Origin of the sequence: Flavobacterium sufflavum (assembly GCF_004016525.1) — a bacterium.
GTDB lineage: Bacteria > Bacteroidota > Bacteroidia > Flavobacteriales > Flavobacteriaceae > Flavobacterium > Flavobacterium sufflavum.
Genome location: NZ_SACJ01000012.1, coordinates 40,639 through 55,027, shown reverse-complemented (window position 1 = coordinate 55,027; position 14,389 = coordinate 40,639). Strand labels below are relative to the sequence as shown.

The 14,389-nt window shown below is 34.2% G+C and carries 14 protein-coding genes; all 14 read left to right on the top strand.

Going from position 1 to position 14,389, the window contains the following annotated elements; all coding sequences use genetic code 11:
• Positions 1–86 precede the first annotated feature (86 nt).
• The 14 genes from EOD40_RS15350 to EOD40_RS15285 all read left to right on the top strand — a co-directional run bounded on the left by EOD40_RS15350 (position 87) and on the right by EOD40_RS15285 (position 14,378).
• The gene (locus EOD40_RS15350; protein WP_128197032.1) at positions 87–584 is read left to right on the top strand and encodes a hypothetical protein; all 498 of its coding nucleotides are present in this window, start codon (positions 87–89) and stop codon (positions 582–584) included.
• A gap of 282 nt (positions 585–866) precedes the next feature.
• On the top strand, positions 867–1,724 hold the full coding sequence (hisG, locus tag EOD40_RS15345) for an ATP phosphoribosyltransferase (protein WP_128197031.1): 858 nt from the start codon (positions 867–869) through the stop codon (positions 1,722–1,724).
• Between the two features lie 73 nt (positions 1,725–1,797).
• Positions 1,798–3,087 carry a histidinol dehydrogenase gene (gene hisD / locus EOD40_RS15340; RefSeq protein ID WP_128197029.1) on the top strand — a complete coding sequence of 430 codons (1,290 nt, stop codon included), beginning with the start codon at positions 1,798–1,800 and terminating at the stop codon, positions 3,085–3,087.
• A gap of 110 nt (positions 3,088–3,197) precedes the next feature.
• Positions 3,198–4,247, top strand: coding sequence for a histidinol-phosphate transaminase (hisC, locus tag EOD40_RS15335; RefSeq protein WP_128197027.1), 1,050 nt, complete (start codon positions 3,198–3,200; stop codon positions 4,245–4,247).
• Between the two features lie 17 nt (positions 4,248–4,264).
• Positions 4,265–4,687, top strand: coding sequence for a DUF2846 domain-containing protein (locus EOD40_RS15330; protein WP_128197025.1), 423 nt, complete (start codon positions 4,265–4,267; stop codon positions 4,685–4,687).
• Between the two features lie 31 nt (positions 4,688–4,718).
• Positions 4,719–5,855, top strand: coding sequence for a bifunctional histidinol-phosphatase/imidazoleglycerol-phosphate dehydratase HisB (gene hisB, locus EOD40_RS15325; protein WP_128197022.1), 1,137 nt, complete (start codon positions 4,719–4,721; stop codon positions 5,853–5,855).
• Positions 5,856–5,927: 72 nt separating this feature from the next.
• Positions 5,928–6,509 carry an imidazole glycerol phosphate synthase subunit HisH gene (gene hisH / locus EOD40_RS15320; protein WP_128197020.1) on the top strand — a complete coding sequence of 194 codons (582 nt, stop codon included), beginning with the start codon at positions 5,928–5,930 and terminating at the stop codon, positions 6,507–6,509.
• 85 nt (positions 6,510–6,594) lie between these two features.
• Positions 6,595–7,320: a 1-(5-phosphoribosyl)-5-[(5-phosphoribosylamino)methylideneamino]imidazole-4-carboxamide isomerase gene (hisA, locus tag EOD40_RS15315; RefSeq protein WP_128197018.1), complete on the top strand. Its 726-nt coding sequence runs from the start codon at positions 6,595–6,597 to the stop codon at positions 7,318–7,320.
• Between the two features lie 50 nt (positions 7,321–7,370).
• Positions 7,371–8,126: an imidazole glycerol phosphate synthase subunit HisF gene (gene hisF / locus EOD40_RS15310; RefSeq protein ID WP_128197017.1), complete on the top strand. Its 756-nt coding sequence runs from the start codon at positions 7,371–7,373 to the stop codon at positions 8,124–8,126.
• Positions 8,127–8,153: 27 nt separating this feature from the next.
• The gene (gene hisIE, locus EOD40_RS15305; protein WP_128197015.1) at positions 8,154–8,753 is read left to right on the top strand and encodes a bifunctional phosphoribosyl-AMP cyclohydrolase/phosphoribosyl-ATP diphosphatase HisIE; all 600 of its coding nucleotides are present in this window, start codon (positions 8,154–8,156) and stop codon (positions 8,751–8,753) included.
• A gap of 136 nt (positions 8,754–8,889) precedes the next feature.
• Positions 8,890–10,023 carry an alpha/beta hydrolase gene (locus EOD40_RS15300; RefSeq protein ID WP_128197013.1) on the top strand — a complete coding sequence of 378 codons (1,134 nt, stop codon included), beginning with the start codon at positions 8,890–8,892 and terminating at the stop codon, positions 10,021–10,023.
• Positions 10,024–11,454, top strand: a complete 1,431-nt coding sequence (locus tag EOD40_RS15295; protein WP_128197012.1) for a leucyl aminopeptidase family protein — start codon at positions 10,024–10,026, stop codon at positions 11,452–11,454.
• A 4-nt stretch (positions 11,455–11,458) separates the two neighbouring features.
• The gene (locus EOD40_RS15290; RefSeq protein WP_128197010.1) at positions 11,459–12,673 is read left to right on the top strand and encodes an ATP-grasp domain-containing protein; all 1,215 of its coding nucleotides are present in this window, start codon (positions 11,459–11,461) and stop codon (positions 12,671–12,673) included.
• A gap of 49 nt (positions 12,674–12,722) precedes the next feature.
• Positions 12,723–14,378, top strand: coding sequence for a M1 family metallopeptidase (locus tag EOD40_RS15285; RefSeq protein WP_128197009.1), 1,656 nt, complete (start codon positions 12,723–12,725; stop codon positions 14,376–14,378).
• Positions 14,379–14,389: the final 11 nt, after the last annotated feature.

Genomic DNA, 14,389 nt, shown 5'->3' with positions numbered 1-14,389 from the left:
AATTAACTCGATTAACAGGAGTTTTGTTTGCCAGATAATATTAAATATTTTATTTTTAGAGTAGGAAACCAATTAAAACAAATATTATGAACGACGCCCATTTACACATGTTGGTTAATCATTTCCCGATTGTTGGAACTATTTTAGGATTAATAATTTTGATTGGAGGTGTTTATTTTAGAAGTATTTCGATTAAAAATACCGCTTATTTTTTATTTATAATAGCCGCTGTTTTCACGGTTTTTTCTATGTCAACCGGTGAAGGGGCGGAAGAAATAGTGGAAGATATGCCAACTATTGGGCATGAAATTATTCATAATCATGAAGAATTAGCCGAGAAATTTGCTATTGTTTTGTATTTATTGGGAGTGGTTTCGGTGATAGGCTTGATTACTAATATTAGAAATCATCCTAAAGCCACATTCTTTTCTTACGCAATAGTTGCTATTGCTGCCGTAGCTGTGTTTTTGTCAACAAAAGTAGGAACTTCGGGAGGAGAAATTCGTCATACCGAAATTCGTTCTGAAGCAGTGAATCAAAATAGTAATGCTGCAAGTCCAAAATCAGAAAACAATGAGTACTGATTTTTTAATATTTTTGAAACATTTAGTTAAATTAAAAATTTGGTTGTAACTATTTTATAACTTATATTTGCATCACAAAATTAAGATTAATACAAAATCATAATGTTATCAAATCAATTGCATCATCATCATTCACATTATTGCTCTCAAGCGATGTGTTAATGGTATGCGTGTAAGTCATCATATTAATAAACCCGTTTGAGTACATCAAACGGGTTTTTCATTGTGTGTTAAGTCCTTTGTACTCAAACACATTCAATAAAACATAAAAAAAACAAAACAATGAGTACGCTAAAAATTGCAATTCAAAAATCAGGTAGATTAAACGAAGATAGTATCCAAATCTTAAAAGATGCAGGAATTTCTATCAACAATGGTATTGATCAGTTAAAGGCTGAAGCATCAAATTTTCCATTGGAAGTTTTGTATTTAAGAAACTCCGATATTCCTCAATATTTGATTGATGGAGTTGTGGATATTGCTATTGTAGGAGACAATTTATTGGTTGAAAAAGGAAAAAACATTGAAGTAATCCAAAAATTAGGTTTTTCTAAATGTAAAGTTTCTATTGCTGTACCTAAGGCGTTTCAATACAATTCTATTCAGGATTTGAACGGTTTGCGTGTTGCGACTTCTTACCCAAATACGGTAATTGATTATTGTAATTCAAAAGGAGTAACCGTTGATATCCACCAAATTTCAGGTTCGGTAGAAATTGCACCAAATATTGGACTGGCTGATGCAATTGTAGATATCGTTTCCAGCGGAAGTACCTTGTTTAAAAATAATTTGAAAGAGGTAGAAGTAATCTTTAAAAGTGAAGCTGTTTTGGCTGTTTCTCCAAAAGTTTCTGCTGAATCTCAAAAAATCATTGATACATTAAAATTCAGAATCGAATCGGTTTTAAGAGCTAGAAAATCAAAATATATTTTGATGAATGTGCCTAACGATAAAATCGAGGCTGTAAGCAGTATTCTTCCAGTATTGAAAAGTGCCACAGTAATGCCATTGGCTCAAGAAGGTTGGAGTAGTGTTCACACCGTAATTGACAAAGATACTTTTTGGGAAGTAATTGATCAATTGAAAGCAGCTGGTGCTGAAGGAATTTTGGTTTGCCCAATTGAGAAAATGGTACTTTAAATTTAAAAATTCCAATAGTGAAAATCCAAAATTCCAAATTTCATCAGATTGGAATTTATTCAATTGAATAAAAATGAATAAGATATATAATCCAACACCCGATACTTGGGCTTCTATTTTAGAAAGACCAACTAAAACGGTAAACGATATAGAACAAACGGTAAAAGAAATTTTTGCTGCTGTTCAAAAAGACGGAGATGTAGCTGTTTCCAACTATACAAAGCAGTTTGATGGTGTAAGTTTTGATAACATCGAAGTAACGGCTACCGAAATCGATGCTGCTGTTGCGAGTTTGCCAAATGAATTGAAAGAAGCAATTGCTTTGGCGAAAGCTAATGTAGAAAAGTTTCACCAGGCGCAAAAAACATCACGCGTTTCAGTTGAAACTGCTCCAGGCGTGCAATGCTGGCAGGAAAAAAGACCAATTCAAAAAGTTGGTTTATACATTCCAGGAGGAACAGCTCCTTTATTCTCTACAGTATTAATGCTGGCTGTTCCTGCTAAAATTGCTGGTTGTAACGAAATTGTTTTATGCTCTCCACCTGATAAAAACGGAAATATCAATCCTGCGATTTTGTACGCTGCCAACTTATGTGGAGTAACTAAAATTATCAAAGTAGGAGGAATCCAGGCTATTGCAGGAATGACTTTTGGAACCCAAGCGATTCCTAAAGTATATAAAATTTTTGGACCTGGAAACCAATATGTGACTGTAGCTAAACAATTGGCAACCCAATTTGGTGTGGCGATTGACATGCCTGCCGGACCATCTGAATTATTGGTTGTGGCTGATGATACGGCTGTTCCTGCTTTTGTAGCTTCTGATTTATTATCGCAAGCTGAACACGGAACGGATAGTCAGGTAATTTTAGTTTCAATTTCCAAAGAAATGATGGATGCTGTTGAAAACGAAATTCAATCTCAATTAGAAGTATTACCTCGTAAAGCCATTGCCGAAAAAGCCATAGCTAATTCCAAATTGATTTTTATTGAGAATGATGCTATTGCATTGGATTTAATCAACGAATACGGGCCGGAACACTTTATTGTTTGTACTGCCAATAATGATTTTTATGTAGATGGAATCCAGAATGCAGGTTCGGTTTTCATAGGGAATTATACACCGGAAAGTGCCGGAGATTATGCTTCAGGAACCAATCATACCTTGCCGACGAATGGTTATGCCAAGAATTACAGTGGTGTGAATCTGGATAGTTTCATGAAATCAATGACTTTCCAAAAAATCTCAGAAACAGGAATTCAAAATATAGGAAAAGCAATTGAAATCATGGCAGAGGCTGAAGGATTGCAAGCGCACAAAAATGCAGTTACTTTGAGATTAGCTCAGATAGAAAAAGTATAATAGAAAATAGAACATAGAGAATAGAAAAGAGAAAGAATATTAATTGAGATTTTGTTTAGCAAGTCTATATTCAATTTTCTTTATTCTGTACTCTTTTTGAAATAAAAAAAATGAAAAATTTTGATATAAATACTCTTGTCCGTGATAACGTTAAGGTTTTAAAACCGTATTCGTCGGCGAGAGATGAATTTGAAGATTTTGATACGGCTCAGATGGTATTTTTGGATGCCAATGAAAATCCGTATGAGAACGGAGTAAACCGTTATCCAGACCCACAACAAATGAGTGTAAAAGTGGTTTTGGCTAAAAATAAAGGATTGAGTCCAAAGCAAATTTTGTTAGGAAACGGAAGTGATGAAGTATTGGATTTGTTGTTCAGAGCTTTTTGTGAACCAAAAGAAGACAATGTGATTTCGTTGCCGCCTACTTACGGAATGTATGGTGTTTTGGCGAATATCAACAATGTAGAACACAAAGAAATTTTACTTTCTGAAAGTTTCCAACCAAGAGTGGAAGCTATTTTAGAAGCGGTGACAGCAAACACTAAAATGATCTTTTTGTGTTCGCCAAATAACCCAACCGGGAATTCCTTTACCGAAGAAAGTGTAACAACATTATTAGAAAAATTCAATGGTTTTGTGATAATTGACGAAGCTTATATTGACTTTTCAGATAAGGCAAGTTGGTTAGCCAAATTAGATCAATATCCTAATTTAATCATTACACAAACCTTGTCTAAAGCTTATGGTCTGGCAGGAATTCGTTTAGGGATTTGTTACGGTTCGCCTGAAGTGATTGCGGTTTTGAATAAAATAAAACCACCGTATAACGTAAACGAATTGACACAACAAAGAGCTTTGGGAAGATTAAAAGATCAATCAAAAATTGACAACGAAATCGCCTCAATTATAGCACAAAGAGAAGCTTTATTGCAAGTTTTGGACAAAGTATCTTTTGTTGAGAAAATCTATCCAACGGAGGCTAATTTTATTCTGGTAAAAGTGGATGATGCCAACAAACGTTATGATGAATTAATAGCTAAAGGAATCGTAATCAGAAACAGAACTACGCAGCCTTTATGTGAAAACTGCTTGCGTTTTACCATTGGAACGGAAGAGGAGAATAAGAAGTTGATGTCTGCATTAACAGAATTGAATTAACATACAACAACAATAAAATGAAAAGAATAATTTTTACTTTTTTAGTCACCATAATAGTTACTTCATTTACAACTGCACAAGAAAAAGAAACATTAGAAACTGGTAAAATTTATTTTTTGAGATCTACAGGTTTTCAAGGCTCTGCAGTTGCATTTAAAGCTTTTATTGATGGAGAATTTGTTTGTAGATTGAATAATAAAAAATACTCAATTCATGAAGTTCCTGTAGGAAAACATGAATGTTCTGTACAATTTGGAGGAACAAAATCTAAAGAAAAAGCGGAAAAATTTGAAGTTGTAGTAGAACCAGGAAAAATAACTTATGTACAACTTGTTTTTGAAACGGGGCTTTTTATAAATAATATTTATTGTGAAGAAGTGACCGAAAATACTGCTAAAAAGAAAATGGAGATATTAGTTGAAGACACAAAATGTCTTTAATCAAAATAGAAGATATAATTTAGAAAATATAATGAAAAAAGTACTTTTTATAGATCGTGATGGAACGATTGTTTTAGAACCGGAAGGATACCAATTAGACAGCTTGGAGAAATTAGAGTTTTATCCGAAAGCGTTTCAATATTTGGCTAAAATTGCTAACGAATTGGATTATGAATTAGCAATGGTAACCAATCAGGACGGTTTAGGAACAGCTAGTTTTCCTGAAGACACCTTTTGGCCAACACAGGATTTTATCCTGAAAGCGTTTCAAAACGAAGGAGTGCTTTTTGACGATATTTTCATCGATCGTTCTTTTCCGGAAGATAATGCACCTACACGCAAGCCACGTACAGGCATGTTAACCAAATACATTGACAATCCAAATTACGATTTGGCAAACTCATTTGTTCTTGGTGACCGACTTACCGATGTGGAATTGGCTAAAAATCTAGGAGCAAAAGCCATCTTTATGAATACGACCGATGGTGCAGGAAGTGAAGAAATCAGTGCTAAAAGAGAAGAATTAGATGCTACAATAGTGCTACAATCTACTGATTGGAAACAAATATATGAGTTCTTGAAATTAGAAGAACGTACGGCTTCGATTACCAGAAAAACGCACGAAACTGATATTTACATCAAGTTAAACCTGGACGGAACCGGAAAAAGCAATATCGATACAGGAATCGCTTTCTTCGACCATATGTTAGATCAGATTTCGCGTCACGGACAAATGGACCTGGATATCAAAGTAAAAGGAGATTTAGAAGTTGATGAACACCACACAATAGAAGATACTGCAATTGCTTTAGGCGAAGTGTATGCGAAAGCCTTAGGAAATAAATTAGGTATTGAACGTTACGGTTTCTGTTTGCCAATGGACGATTGTTTGGCACAGGTGGCTATCGATTTTGGTGGAAGAAACTGGTTGATTTGGGAAACCGAATTCAAACGCGAAATGGTGGGTAAAATGCCAACAGAGATGTTTTTCCACTTCTTTAAATCATTTTCTGATGGAGCGAAAGCTAACATAAATATCAAAGCAGAAGGTGATAATGAGCATCACAAGATTGAAGCCATCTTTAAAGCTTTTGCGAAAGCGATAAAAGTAGCTGTAAAACGCGATACCGAAAAAATGATTTTGCCTTCAACGAAAGGAATGTTGTAAAATAAAGCTGGAAGTCAGAAGAGGGAAGTTTGAAACTTCTAATTTCTAACTTCAGTTTTCTAACTTAAAGTAATGAAAATAGTTATCATAAATTACGGAGCAGGAAACATTCAAAGTATTCTATTTGCTATAGAAAGGCTTGGTTTTACTGCTGTGTTAACCAATAATCCTGAAGAAATCAAAGCAGCGGACAAGGTAATTTTTCCAGGTGTGGGTGAGGCGAGTTATGCCATGAAAATGCTAAAGGAAAGCGGATTGGATACTTTGATTCCAACTTTGACACAACCTGTTTTAGGAATTTGTCTTGGTATGCAATTGATGTGTAAACATACTGAAGAAGGAAATACGACTGGTTTAGGTATTTTTGACGTGGATGTGATTAAGTTCACCCCAAAAGTAAAAGTGCCACAAATGGGTTGGAATACCATTTACAATCTAAAATCAGAATTGTTCAAGGATATCACTGAAAAAGAATACATGTATTTAGTACATAGTTTTTATGCGCCTATTTGTGATGAAACCATTGCTACTACCGATTATGAATTACCTTATTCATCGGCATTAGAGAATGATAATTTTTACGGAACGCAATTCCACCCGGAGAAAAGTGGGGATGTGGGAGAGCAAATCCTTGGGAATTTCTTGAAACTTTAAAATTTCAATAACAATATCAAAAATCAATTTCAATTTTAGAAAATCAGTGGAATGAGATTGCTTCGTTCCTCGCAATGACAAAAAAATGAGAATAATACCAGCCATAGACATCATCGACGGAAAATGTGTTCGCTTATCTAAAGGGGATTACAATACCAAAATTATATACAACGAAAATCCGCTAGAGGTTGCTAAAGAATTTGAAGCACACGGAATCGAATATTTGCATTTGGTGGATTTAGACGGAGCCAAATCAAGCAAAATTGTCAATTATAAAATATTGGAACAAATTGCTTCACAAACCAAATTGAAAATTGATTTTGGAGGTGGATTAAAAGCCGATTCTGATTTGAAAATTGCTTTCGAAAGTGGAGCTAACCAAATTACAGGAGGAAGTATTGCGGTAAAAAACCGTGCTATTTTCGAAAAATGGATTGCTGAATACGGTGCTGATAAAATTATTTTAGGAGCTGATGCTAATAACGAAAAAGTTGCAGTTTCTGGTTGGTTAGAAGATTCTAATGAAGATTTAGTTCCGTTTATCCAAAATTATCAATCCAAAGGAATTGAGTACGTAATTTGTACTGATATTGCTAAAGATGGTATGCTGGAAGGTCCAAGTTTTGATTTGTATGCTAAGATTTTGGCAGCTGCTAACGGATTAAAATTAATCGCTTCAGGAGGAATTTCTACTTTTGATGAATTACCTAAATTAGCTGAAATTGGTTGCGAAGGAACAATCATTGGTAAAGCAATTTACGAAGGAAGAATTTCTTTGAAACAGTTAGAGAATTATATAATTAGTTTATAGTTTGTTGTTTGTAGTAAAAACAATAAACTAAAAACCATAAACAACAAACAATGCTTACTAAAAGAATAATTCCTTGCCTCGATATCAAAAACGGACGTACTGTAAAAGGCGTTAATTTCGTAGATTTGCGAGATGCAGGAGATCCGGTGGAATTAGCTAAAATTTATTCGGACGAAGGTGCGGATGAATTGGTGTTTTTAGATATTTCGGCAACTGAGGAAAGAAGACGAACTTTGGTTGATTTGGTTCGAAAAGTAGCCGCAACAATTAATATTCCGTTTACAGTAGGTGGAGGAATCTCGGCAGTTTCAGATGTAGAGGTGCTGTTGCAAAATGGTGCGGATAAAGTTTCTATTAATTCATCGGCGGTAAAAAATCCGCAGTTGATTAATGATTTGGCGCAGAAATTTGGAAGCCAATGTGTGGTGGTAGCTATTGATGCCAAGCAAATTGACGGACAATGGATTGTTCATTTAGTAGGTGGAAAAGTACCTACAGAATTGAATCTTTTTGACTGGGCACAGGAAGTAGAACAGAGAGGAGCAGGAGAAATCCTTTTTACCTCAATGGATAATGACGGAACTAAAAACGGATTTGCTAATGAAGCTTTGGCTAAATTATCAGGTTTAGTCAATATTCCAATTATAGCTTCGGGTGGAGCCGGAAACATTCAACATTTTGTAGATAGTTTCGCTAAAGGAAAAGCCGATGCAGCATTGGCAGCAAGTGTTTTTCATTTCAAGGAAATTGAAATCAAAACTTTGAAAAACGAATTAAAAAATAATAATATAGAAGTCAGAATCTAAAATCTGAATTCTAAAATCTAAAATAAAATGGAAATAGATTTTTCAAAAAGTGCACACGGATTAATTCCTGCCATTATTCAAGATAGCGAAACTAAAAATGTTTTGATGTTAGGCTATATGAACGACGAGGCTTATCAAAAAACAATTGAAACAGGAAAAGTAACTTTTTTCAGCCGTTCTAAGCAACGTCTTTGGACTAAAGGAGAAGAAAGCGGTCATTTTTTAAACTTAGTTGATATTAAAAATGATTGCGATGGTGATACACTTTTGGTGCAAGCCAATCCTGTAGGACCAACTTGTCACACCGGTACTGATACCTGCTGGCAAACTCCTAACGAGAGCAGCTATGGTTTTATTTCAGAATTAGAAAGTACTATTCTTTCAAGAAGAGAGAATGCCGATTCAGAGCAAAGTTATGTAGCTTCTCTTTTCGCAAAAGGAATCAATAAAATTGCTCAAAAAGTTGGAGAAGAAGCGGTAGAAGTAGTGATTGAAGCTAAAGATACCAATGATGATTTATTCTTGAGTGAAAGTGCCGATTTATTATTTCATTATTTGATTTTGTTACAAGCTAAAGGATATAAACTCGACGATGTTATTAAGGTTTTAAAAAGTCGTCAGAAATAACAACCTTTTTTTGTGTTAATTTATATAAAAACGAGTCTATTAGAGAATAAAATTCATCTCTAGACTCGTTTTTCCTTTTTCAAAAAAAAGCAATCCGTTATATTTACCAAAGAAATTAATCATTACAAAACAACTTATGATTTTTGATCAAACTCATTTTTCAGAAGACTTAATGGCTACCAAAATAAAAACAGGACTTCATATTATATTAACCACTGACGAAGACGATTCACGTCCGGTATATATATCCGGTAATTTTAATAATTGGCTTACCCAGGACAAAGAATTTGTAATGGAAAAAGTAGGTGCCGGATTGTATCATTACAAATTCACTCATGATTTTGATTATCCGGAAACCTTATTGTACAAATTTACTAAAGGAGACTGGAGTGCGGTAGAGATTGGTGCTAATGAAGAACGAACAGAAAATCGTTCTACCTCTAAGCATACCGGTATTCAAAAGGAGCATGTTTTTCGTTGGAGAAAAAATTGGTTGCCTTTTAAACCTAATTTTTTGCCTCAAATTCAATTGATTTCGGATGAATTTGAAATTCCGCAATTGAATACTACACGTAAAGTTTGGGCGCTTTTACCTCATGATTATGATTTTTCTAACGAAAATTATCCGGTAATGTATTTGCAGGATGCTCAGAACTTATTCAATGAAAATGCTGAATATGGCAATTGGGAAATTGACAAAAAATTAGCGGTAATGTCAGAGTATAAAGTAGGTAAAATTATCGTTATTGCAGTTGAACATGCCGAGGAAGACCGGGTAAGAGAATACAATGTTGGGAAAACTGTTTTAGGAAAAGGACAGGGTAAAAAATACATTAAATTTTTAGTTGAAACACTAAAACCCTATGTGGATAGTAATTTCAGAACCAAAACAGAAAGAGAATTTACCGGAATCGGTGGTAGCTCAATGGGGGCTTTAGTGAGTATTTTTTCTGGTTTGAGATATCCCGAAGTTTTTGGTAAATTGATGATTTTTTCACCTTCACTTTGGGTTGCCCCTAAAATGAAAATTAAAAATGATAAGGATTTTGGAGACACTAAAATCTATTTATATGCAGGAGGTGATGAAAGTGAAACCATGATTGAACATGTGGAAACTTTTAAAAATAGAATACTGGAAAGCGAATTTGTTGATGATAAAATGAAAATTAATTTAAGTATCAATAAATTAGGGAAACATAATGAAACCTATTGGAGTGATGAGTTTCCTAAAGCAATAGAATGGCTCTTTTTTAATACTAAAGACAATTAAATGAAAACAACAAAGATTGATAGTTTAGAAAACTTTTCAGGAACCGTTTTAATTCCCGTTTTTGAAACCGCTGCTAAGAATTTGGCTCCTATCCAATTTGATGGAGTGGAAGTAGCTCCAAAGGTTTTTTCAGGAAAAAAAGACACCCATTATTTAGTCGAAAAAAACGATACAATCTATATTTTTATTGGACTGGGAAAAACGATTGATTATAAGTCGTTAAAAACAATATTCAGAAAAATTACATTTAAAGAAAAAGACACATTTAGCAATAATGTGTCTTTATTTTTACCGGAAGTTTTTACTGAAGAGCAAGTAGAAGCTGCTATTTCCGGATTATATTTAGGAACTTATAATCTAGGGCATTATAAAAAAAAGGAAATACATCCGTTTTTAAATGCGGAGTTTGAACTCAAACATTTATCTGGCAAAGATTATTCTGAATCAATTAGTAAGGCTATAAAAATTGCACGGGCGCAACTGGAAACTTTTGCTCTTGTTGATTTACCTCCCAATACAGTTACTCCGAAATATTTGGCGCAATGGGCGCAAGAAAAAGGAAAGAAGTTTGGTTTTGATGTCAAAATATTAGGATTAGAAGCTGCCAAAAAAGAAAATTTAGGTGCTTTTGTAGCTGTTGGGAAAGGCAGCGAAAATGAAGCTCAATTTGTAATTATGAATTACAGTCCTAAAGACGCTGTTCCTAATTTAAAGCATGTTGGTTTAGTGGGTAAAGGAATCACATTTGATACAGGAGGATTGAATATCAAAACGACAGGAATGGTACACATGAAATGTGATATGGCTGGCGGAGCTGCTGTTTTTGGAGCAATGCAATTAATTGCCGATTTACAATTACCTATAAAAGTGACTGCGATTGTTCCTTGCGCAGAAAATTCAGTCGATAGCAAGTCTTTTTTACCTAGTGATGTCATTCATAGCTATAGTGGAAATTCGATTGAAATTATCGATACCGATGCCGAAGGGCGTTTGGTTTTAGCCGATGGATTGTCCTATTTAATTAAAAATTTCAATCCAGAATATATTGTAGACATTGCCACGCTTACAGGAAGTAGTGTAGCTACTTTTGGATACGAATGTGGTGCTTTGTTCACCAATAACGAAGCTATTTCTAAAACAATGCAGGAAGTGGGTGAGTCTATTGGAGAACGTTTATGGCCTTTGCCATTATGGAATGATTATAAAAAAGATATCGAAAGTGATATTGCCGATGTTAAGAATTTCAGTGGAAAACCAGTAGCCGGAGCCATCAGTGCAGCCAAGTTTTTAGAGTTTTTCACTAAGGAACATGCTGCCTGGGCGCACCTGGATATTGCCGGAGTTGCCTTTGGTGATGATGAATTTGCAAAAAGTAAACATGCAACTGCTTATGGTGTACATTTATTAACTAAATTCATAGAAAATTTATGACTTTATGGAAAGTGCTAAAAGCTTCGTTTGTATTTCAAATTATTTTAAAGGAACTGATTTTTTAATTCAGTTAAAAAAACTAGGTAATACGGTCTATCTTGTAACTAGTGAAAAACTAAGAGATAAGCCCTGGCCTCATGAGTATATAGACGAAATTTTCTATATGCAAGGTTCGGATACCGAATGGAATTTAGAGCATTTATTATTAGGTGTTGGCAATTTGATGAAATCGAATACGATTGACGGCATAGTAGCATTAGATGATTTCGATGTTGAAAAAGCGACTTATCTCAGAGAAAATCTTCGCATTGACGGAATGGGGCAAACTACAGGACGTTATTTTAGGGATAAATTAGCGATGCGCATGAGAGCTAAAAGTTGCGGAATCTCTATTCCTGTATTTTGTTCTTTGTTCAATGACCATGACATCAACACTTTTGCCGATACTGTTTCGCCTCCCTGGGTTTTAAAACCGCGTTCAGAAGCTTCTGTCTCAGGAATCATTAAGGTTTTTGACAAAGAAACTTTGTGGATTCACATTACCGAAATGGGTAATAACCGTTTTAAATATTTATTGGAACAATTTAAACCTGGCGATGTTTACCATTGTGACAGCTTGCTTGTAGACCGAAAAATTCTATTTAGCCTAACTTCAAAATATTTGGCTACGCCAATGGAAATTTCGCAAGGTGGTGGCGTTTTTAGAAGTTCGAATATTCCTTATGACTCAGAAGATGATACCGAAATCAAAAAAGTAAACGAACAAGTTCTGAAAAGCTTTGGTTTAAAAAATGGTGCTGCTCATACAGAATTTATAAAATGCAAAGAAGACGGAAAAATCTATTTTCTGGAAACTTCCTCTCGCGTAGGTGGCGCTCATATTGCCGAAATGGTCGAAGCGGCTTCTAATATTAATCTTTGGAAAGAATGGGCTACAATTGAAGATGCTTTGGTCAACGAAAAAGAATACAATTTGCCAAAAGTAAAAAAAGAATATGCCGGCATTGTTTTGACTTTATCTAAATTTCAACATCCTGATTTATCTTCTTTCTCAGATCCTGAAGTTTGTTTTAGGGTTCCACTGGATTACCATGCGGGATTAATTGTAAAATCGGATAAAAGCGAAAGAGTTCTGGAATTACTAAACAATTATGTAGACCGTCTAATTGCCGATTATACTGTGGTTGTGGAACAAAATAAAGTGACTAATTTGCACTAAATTATTAATTTATTTCCTTTAAAAAAGTTTACCCAAAGACTTAAAATTTATGCGAATTCTTTCATTTATCATTTTTGTTTTATTCATTTTTTCGAATCCAATAAAAGCTCAATCATTTTATAATACAAAAAAAGTTTTGTTTGATAGACAGGATAGTTTGCGTGGAAGTATTACTAAAGAAAGATCTTGGTGGGATTTAAAACAATATCGCCTAGATATAAAAGTAAATCCTTTAGATAGCACAATTACAGGTTTTAATGTAATTAAATATAAAGTATTACAGGAATACAATGTAATGCAAATTGATTTGCAAAATCCTTTAGAAATCAGCAAAATTACCCAGGACGGATTAGAATTAAAATACCGTAGAGAAGGCAATGCTTATTTTGTTGATTTACTTTCTTCGCAAAAAATCGGTACAATAAAAGAGTTAACTGTTTTTTATGAAGGGAAACCTAGGGTAGCCATCAGTCCACCATGGGACGGTGGAATTACCTGGAAAAAAGACCAAAATGGAAAGCCATTTATTGCTTCTTCCTGTCAGGGAATTGGAGCCAGTATCTGGTGGCCTAATAAAGACCACATGTATGACGAAGTGGACGATATGTACATTAGTGTAAATGTTCCGTCAGATTTGATGGATGTTTCCAATGGCCGTTTGCTTAGTGTCAAAAAACAAAAAAACGGTACCAAAACTTATAATTGGTATGTTTCCAATCCTATCAATAATTATGGAGTAAATATCAACATTGGTGATTATGTTTCTTTTTCAGAAAAGTATAAAGGAGAAAAAGGAATTTTAGATTGTAGTTATTATGTCTTGAGAGCCGATTTGGCGAAAGCCAAAAAACAATTCAAGGAAGTTCCCAGAATGTTAAAAGCTTTCGAATACTGGTTTGGACCTTATCCTTTTTATGAAGACGGTTACAAGTTGGTTGAAGTTCCTTATTTAGGTATGGAACATCAAAGTTCTGTAACTTATGGAAATGGTTTTCAAAATGGTTATTTGGGGCATGACATGAGCGGTACAGGCTGGGGGCTAAAATTCGATTTTATTATTGTTCACGAATCGGGACATGAATGGTTTGCTAATAATATAACTTACAAAGACATTGCTGATATGTGGATTCATGAGAGTTTTACTAATTATGCCGAAAGTCTTTTTGTGGAATACTATTATGGCAAAAAAGCCGGATCTGAATATGTTATTGGGACAAGAAAAGGTATTGCTAATCATTTTCCAATTATTGGAAAGTATGATGTAAACGACAAAGGTTCAGACGATATGTATCCAAAAGGTGGAAATATGCTACATACTTTGCGCCAAATCGTAAATAATGACAGCAAATGGAGAGCTATTTTGAGAGGTTTAAACACTACTTTTTACCATCAAACAGTGACTACAAAACAAATAGAGGATTACCTAAGTGAACAAACAGCAATGGATTTGAATCCGTTTTTTAATCAATATTTGAGAGATATTAGGATTCCAACATTAGAATATTATTTTAAAGACCATCAGTTTTTTTACCATTGGACAAATTGTGTTTCCGGGTTTAATATACCTATAAAAGTTAGCATTAACGGTGTTGAAAAGTGGATACAACCCCAAACAACTTGGAAAAATGAAGTAAATACTGAGGAAAATCCAAAATTGATTATTGATGCTAATTTTTATGTATCCGGAATCAATATTACAAAATAAAATAGACTAAT

Bases quoted from the DNA above. Each gene is read 5' to 3' on its own strand.
- EOD40_RS15350 (WP_128197032.1), top strand. From the start codon at position 87: ATGAACGACGCCCATTTACACATGTTGGTTAATCATTTCCCGATTGTT.
- hisG (WP_128197031.1), top strand. From the start codon at position 867: ATGAGTACGCTAAAAATTGCAATTCAAAAATCAGGTAGATTAAACGAA.
- hisD (WP_128197029.1), top strand. From the start codon at position 1,798: ATGAATAAGATATATAATCCAACACCCGATACTTGGGCTTCTATTTTA.
- hisC (WP_128197027.1), top strand. From the start codon at position 3,198: ATGAAAAATTTTGATATAAATACTCTTGTCCGTGATAACGTTAAGGTT.
- EOD40_RS15330 (WP_128197025.1), top strand. From the start codon at position 4,265: ATGAAAAGAATAATTTTTACTTTTTTAGTCACCATAATAGTTACTTCA.
- hisB (WP_128197022.1), top strand. From the start codon at position 4,719: ATGAAAAAAGTACTTTTTATAGATCGTGATGGAACGATTGTTTTAGAA.
- hisH (WP_128197020.1), top strand. From the start codon at position 5,928: ATGAAAATAGTTATCATAAATTACGGAGCAGGAAACATTCAAAGTATT.
- hisA (WP_128197018.1), top strand. From the start codon at position 6,595: ATGAGAATAATACCAGCCATAGACATCATCGACGGAAAATGTGTTCGC.
- hisF (WP_128197017.1), top strand. From the start codon at position 7,371: ATGCTTACTAAAAGAATAATTCCTTGCCTCGATATCAAAAACGGACGT.
- hisIE (WP_128197015.1), top strand. From the start codon at position 8,154: ATGGAAATAGATTTTTCAAAAAGTGCACACGGATTAATTCCTGCCATT.
- EOD40_RS15300 (WP_128197013.1), top strand. From the start codon at position 8,890: ATGATTTTTGATCAAACTCATTTTTCAGAAGACTTAATGGCTACCAAA.
- EOD40_RS15295 (WP_128197012.1), top strand. From the start codon at position 10,024: ATGAAAACAACAAAGATTGATAGTTTAGAAAACTTTTCAGGAACCGTT.
- EOD40_RS15290 (WP_128197010.1), top strand. From the start codon at position 11,459: ATGGAAAGTGCTAAAAGCTTCGTTTGTATTTCAAATTATTTTAAAGGA.
- EOD40_RS15285 (WP_128197009.1), top strand. From the start codon at position 12,723: ATGCGAATTCTTTCATTTATCATTTTTGTTTTATTCATTTTTTCGAAT.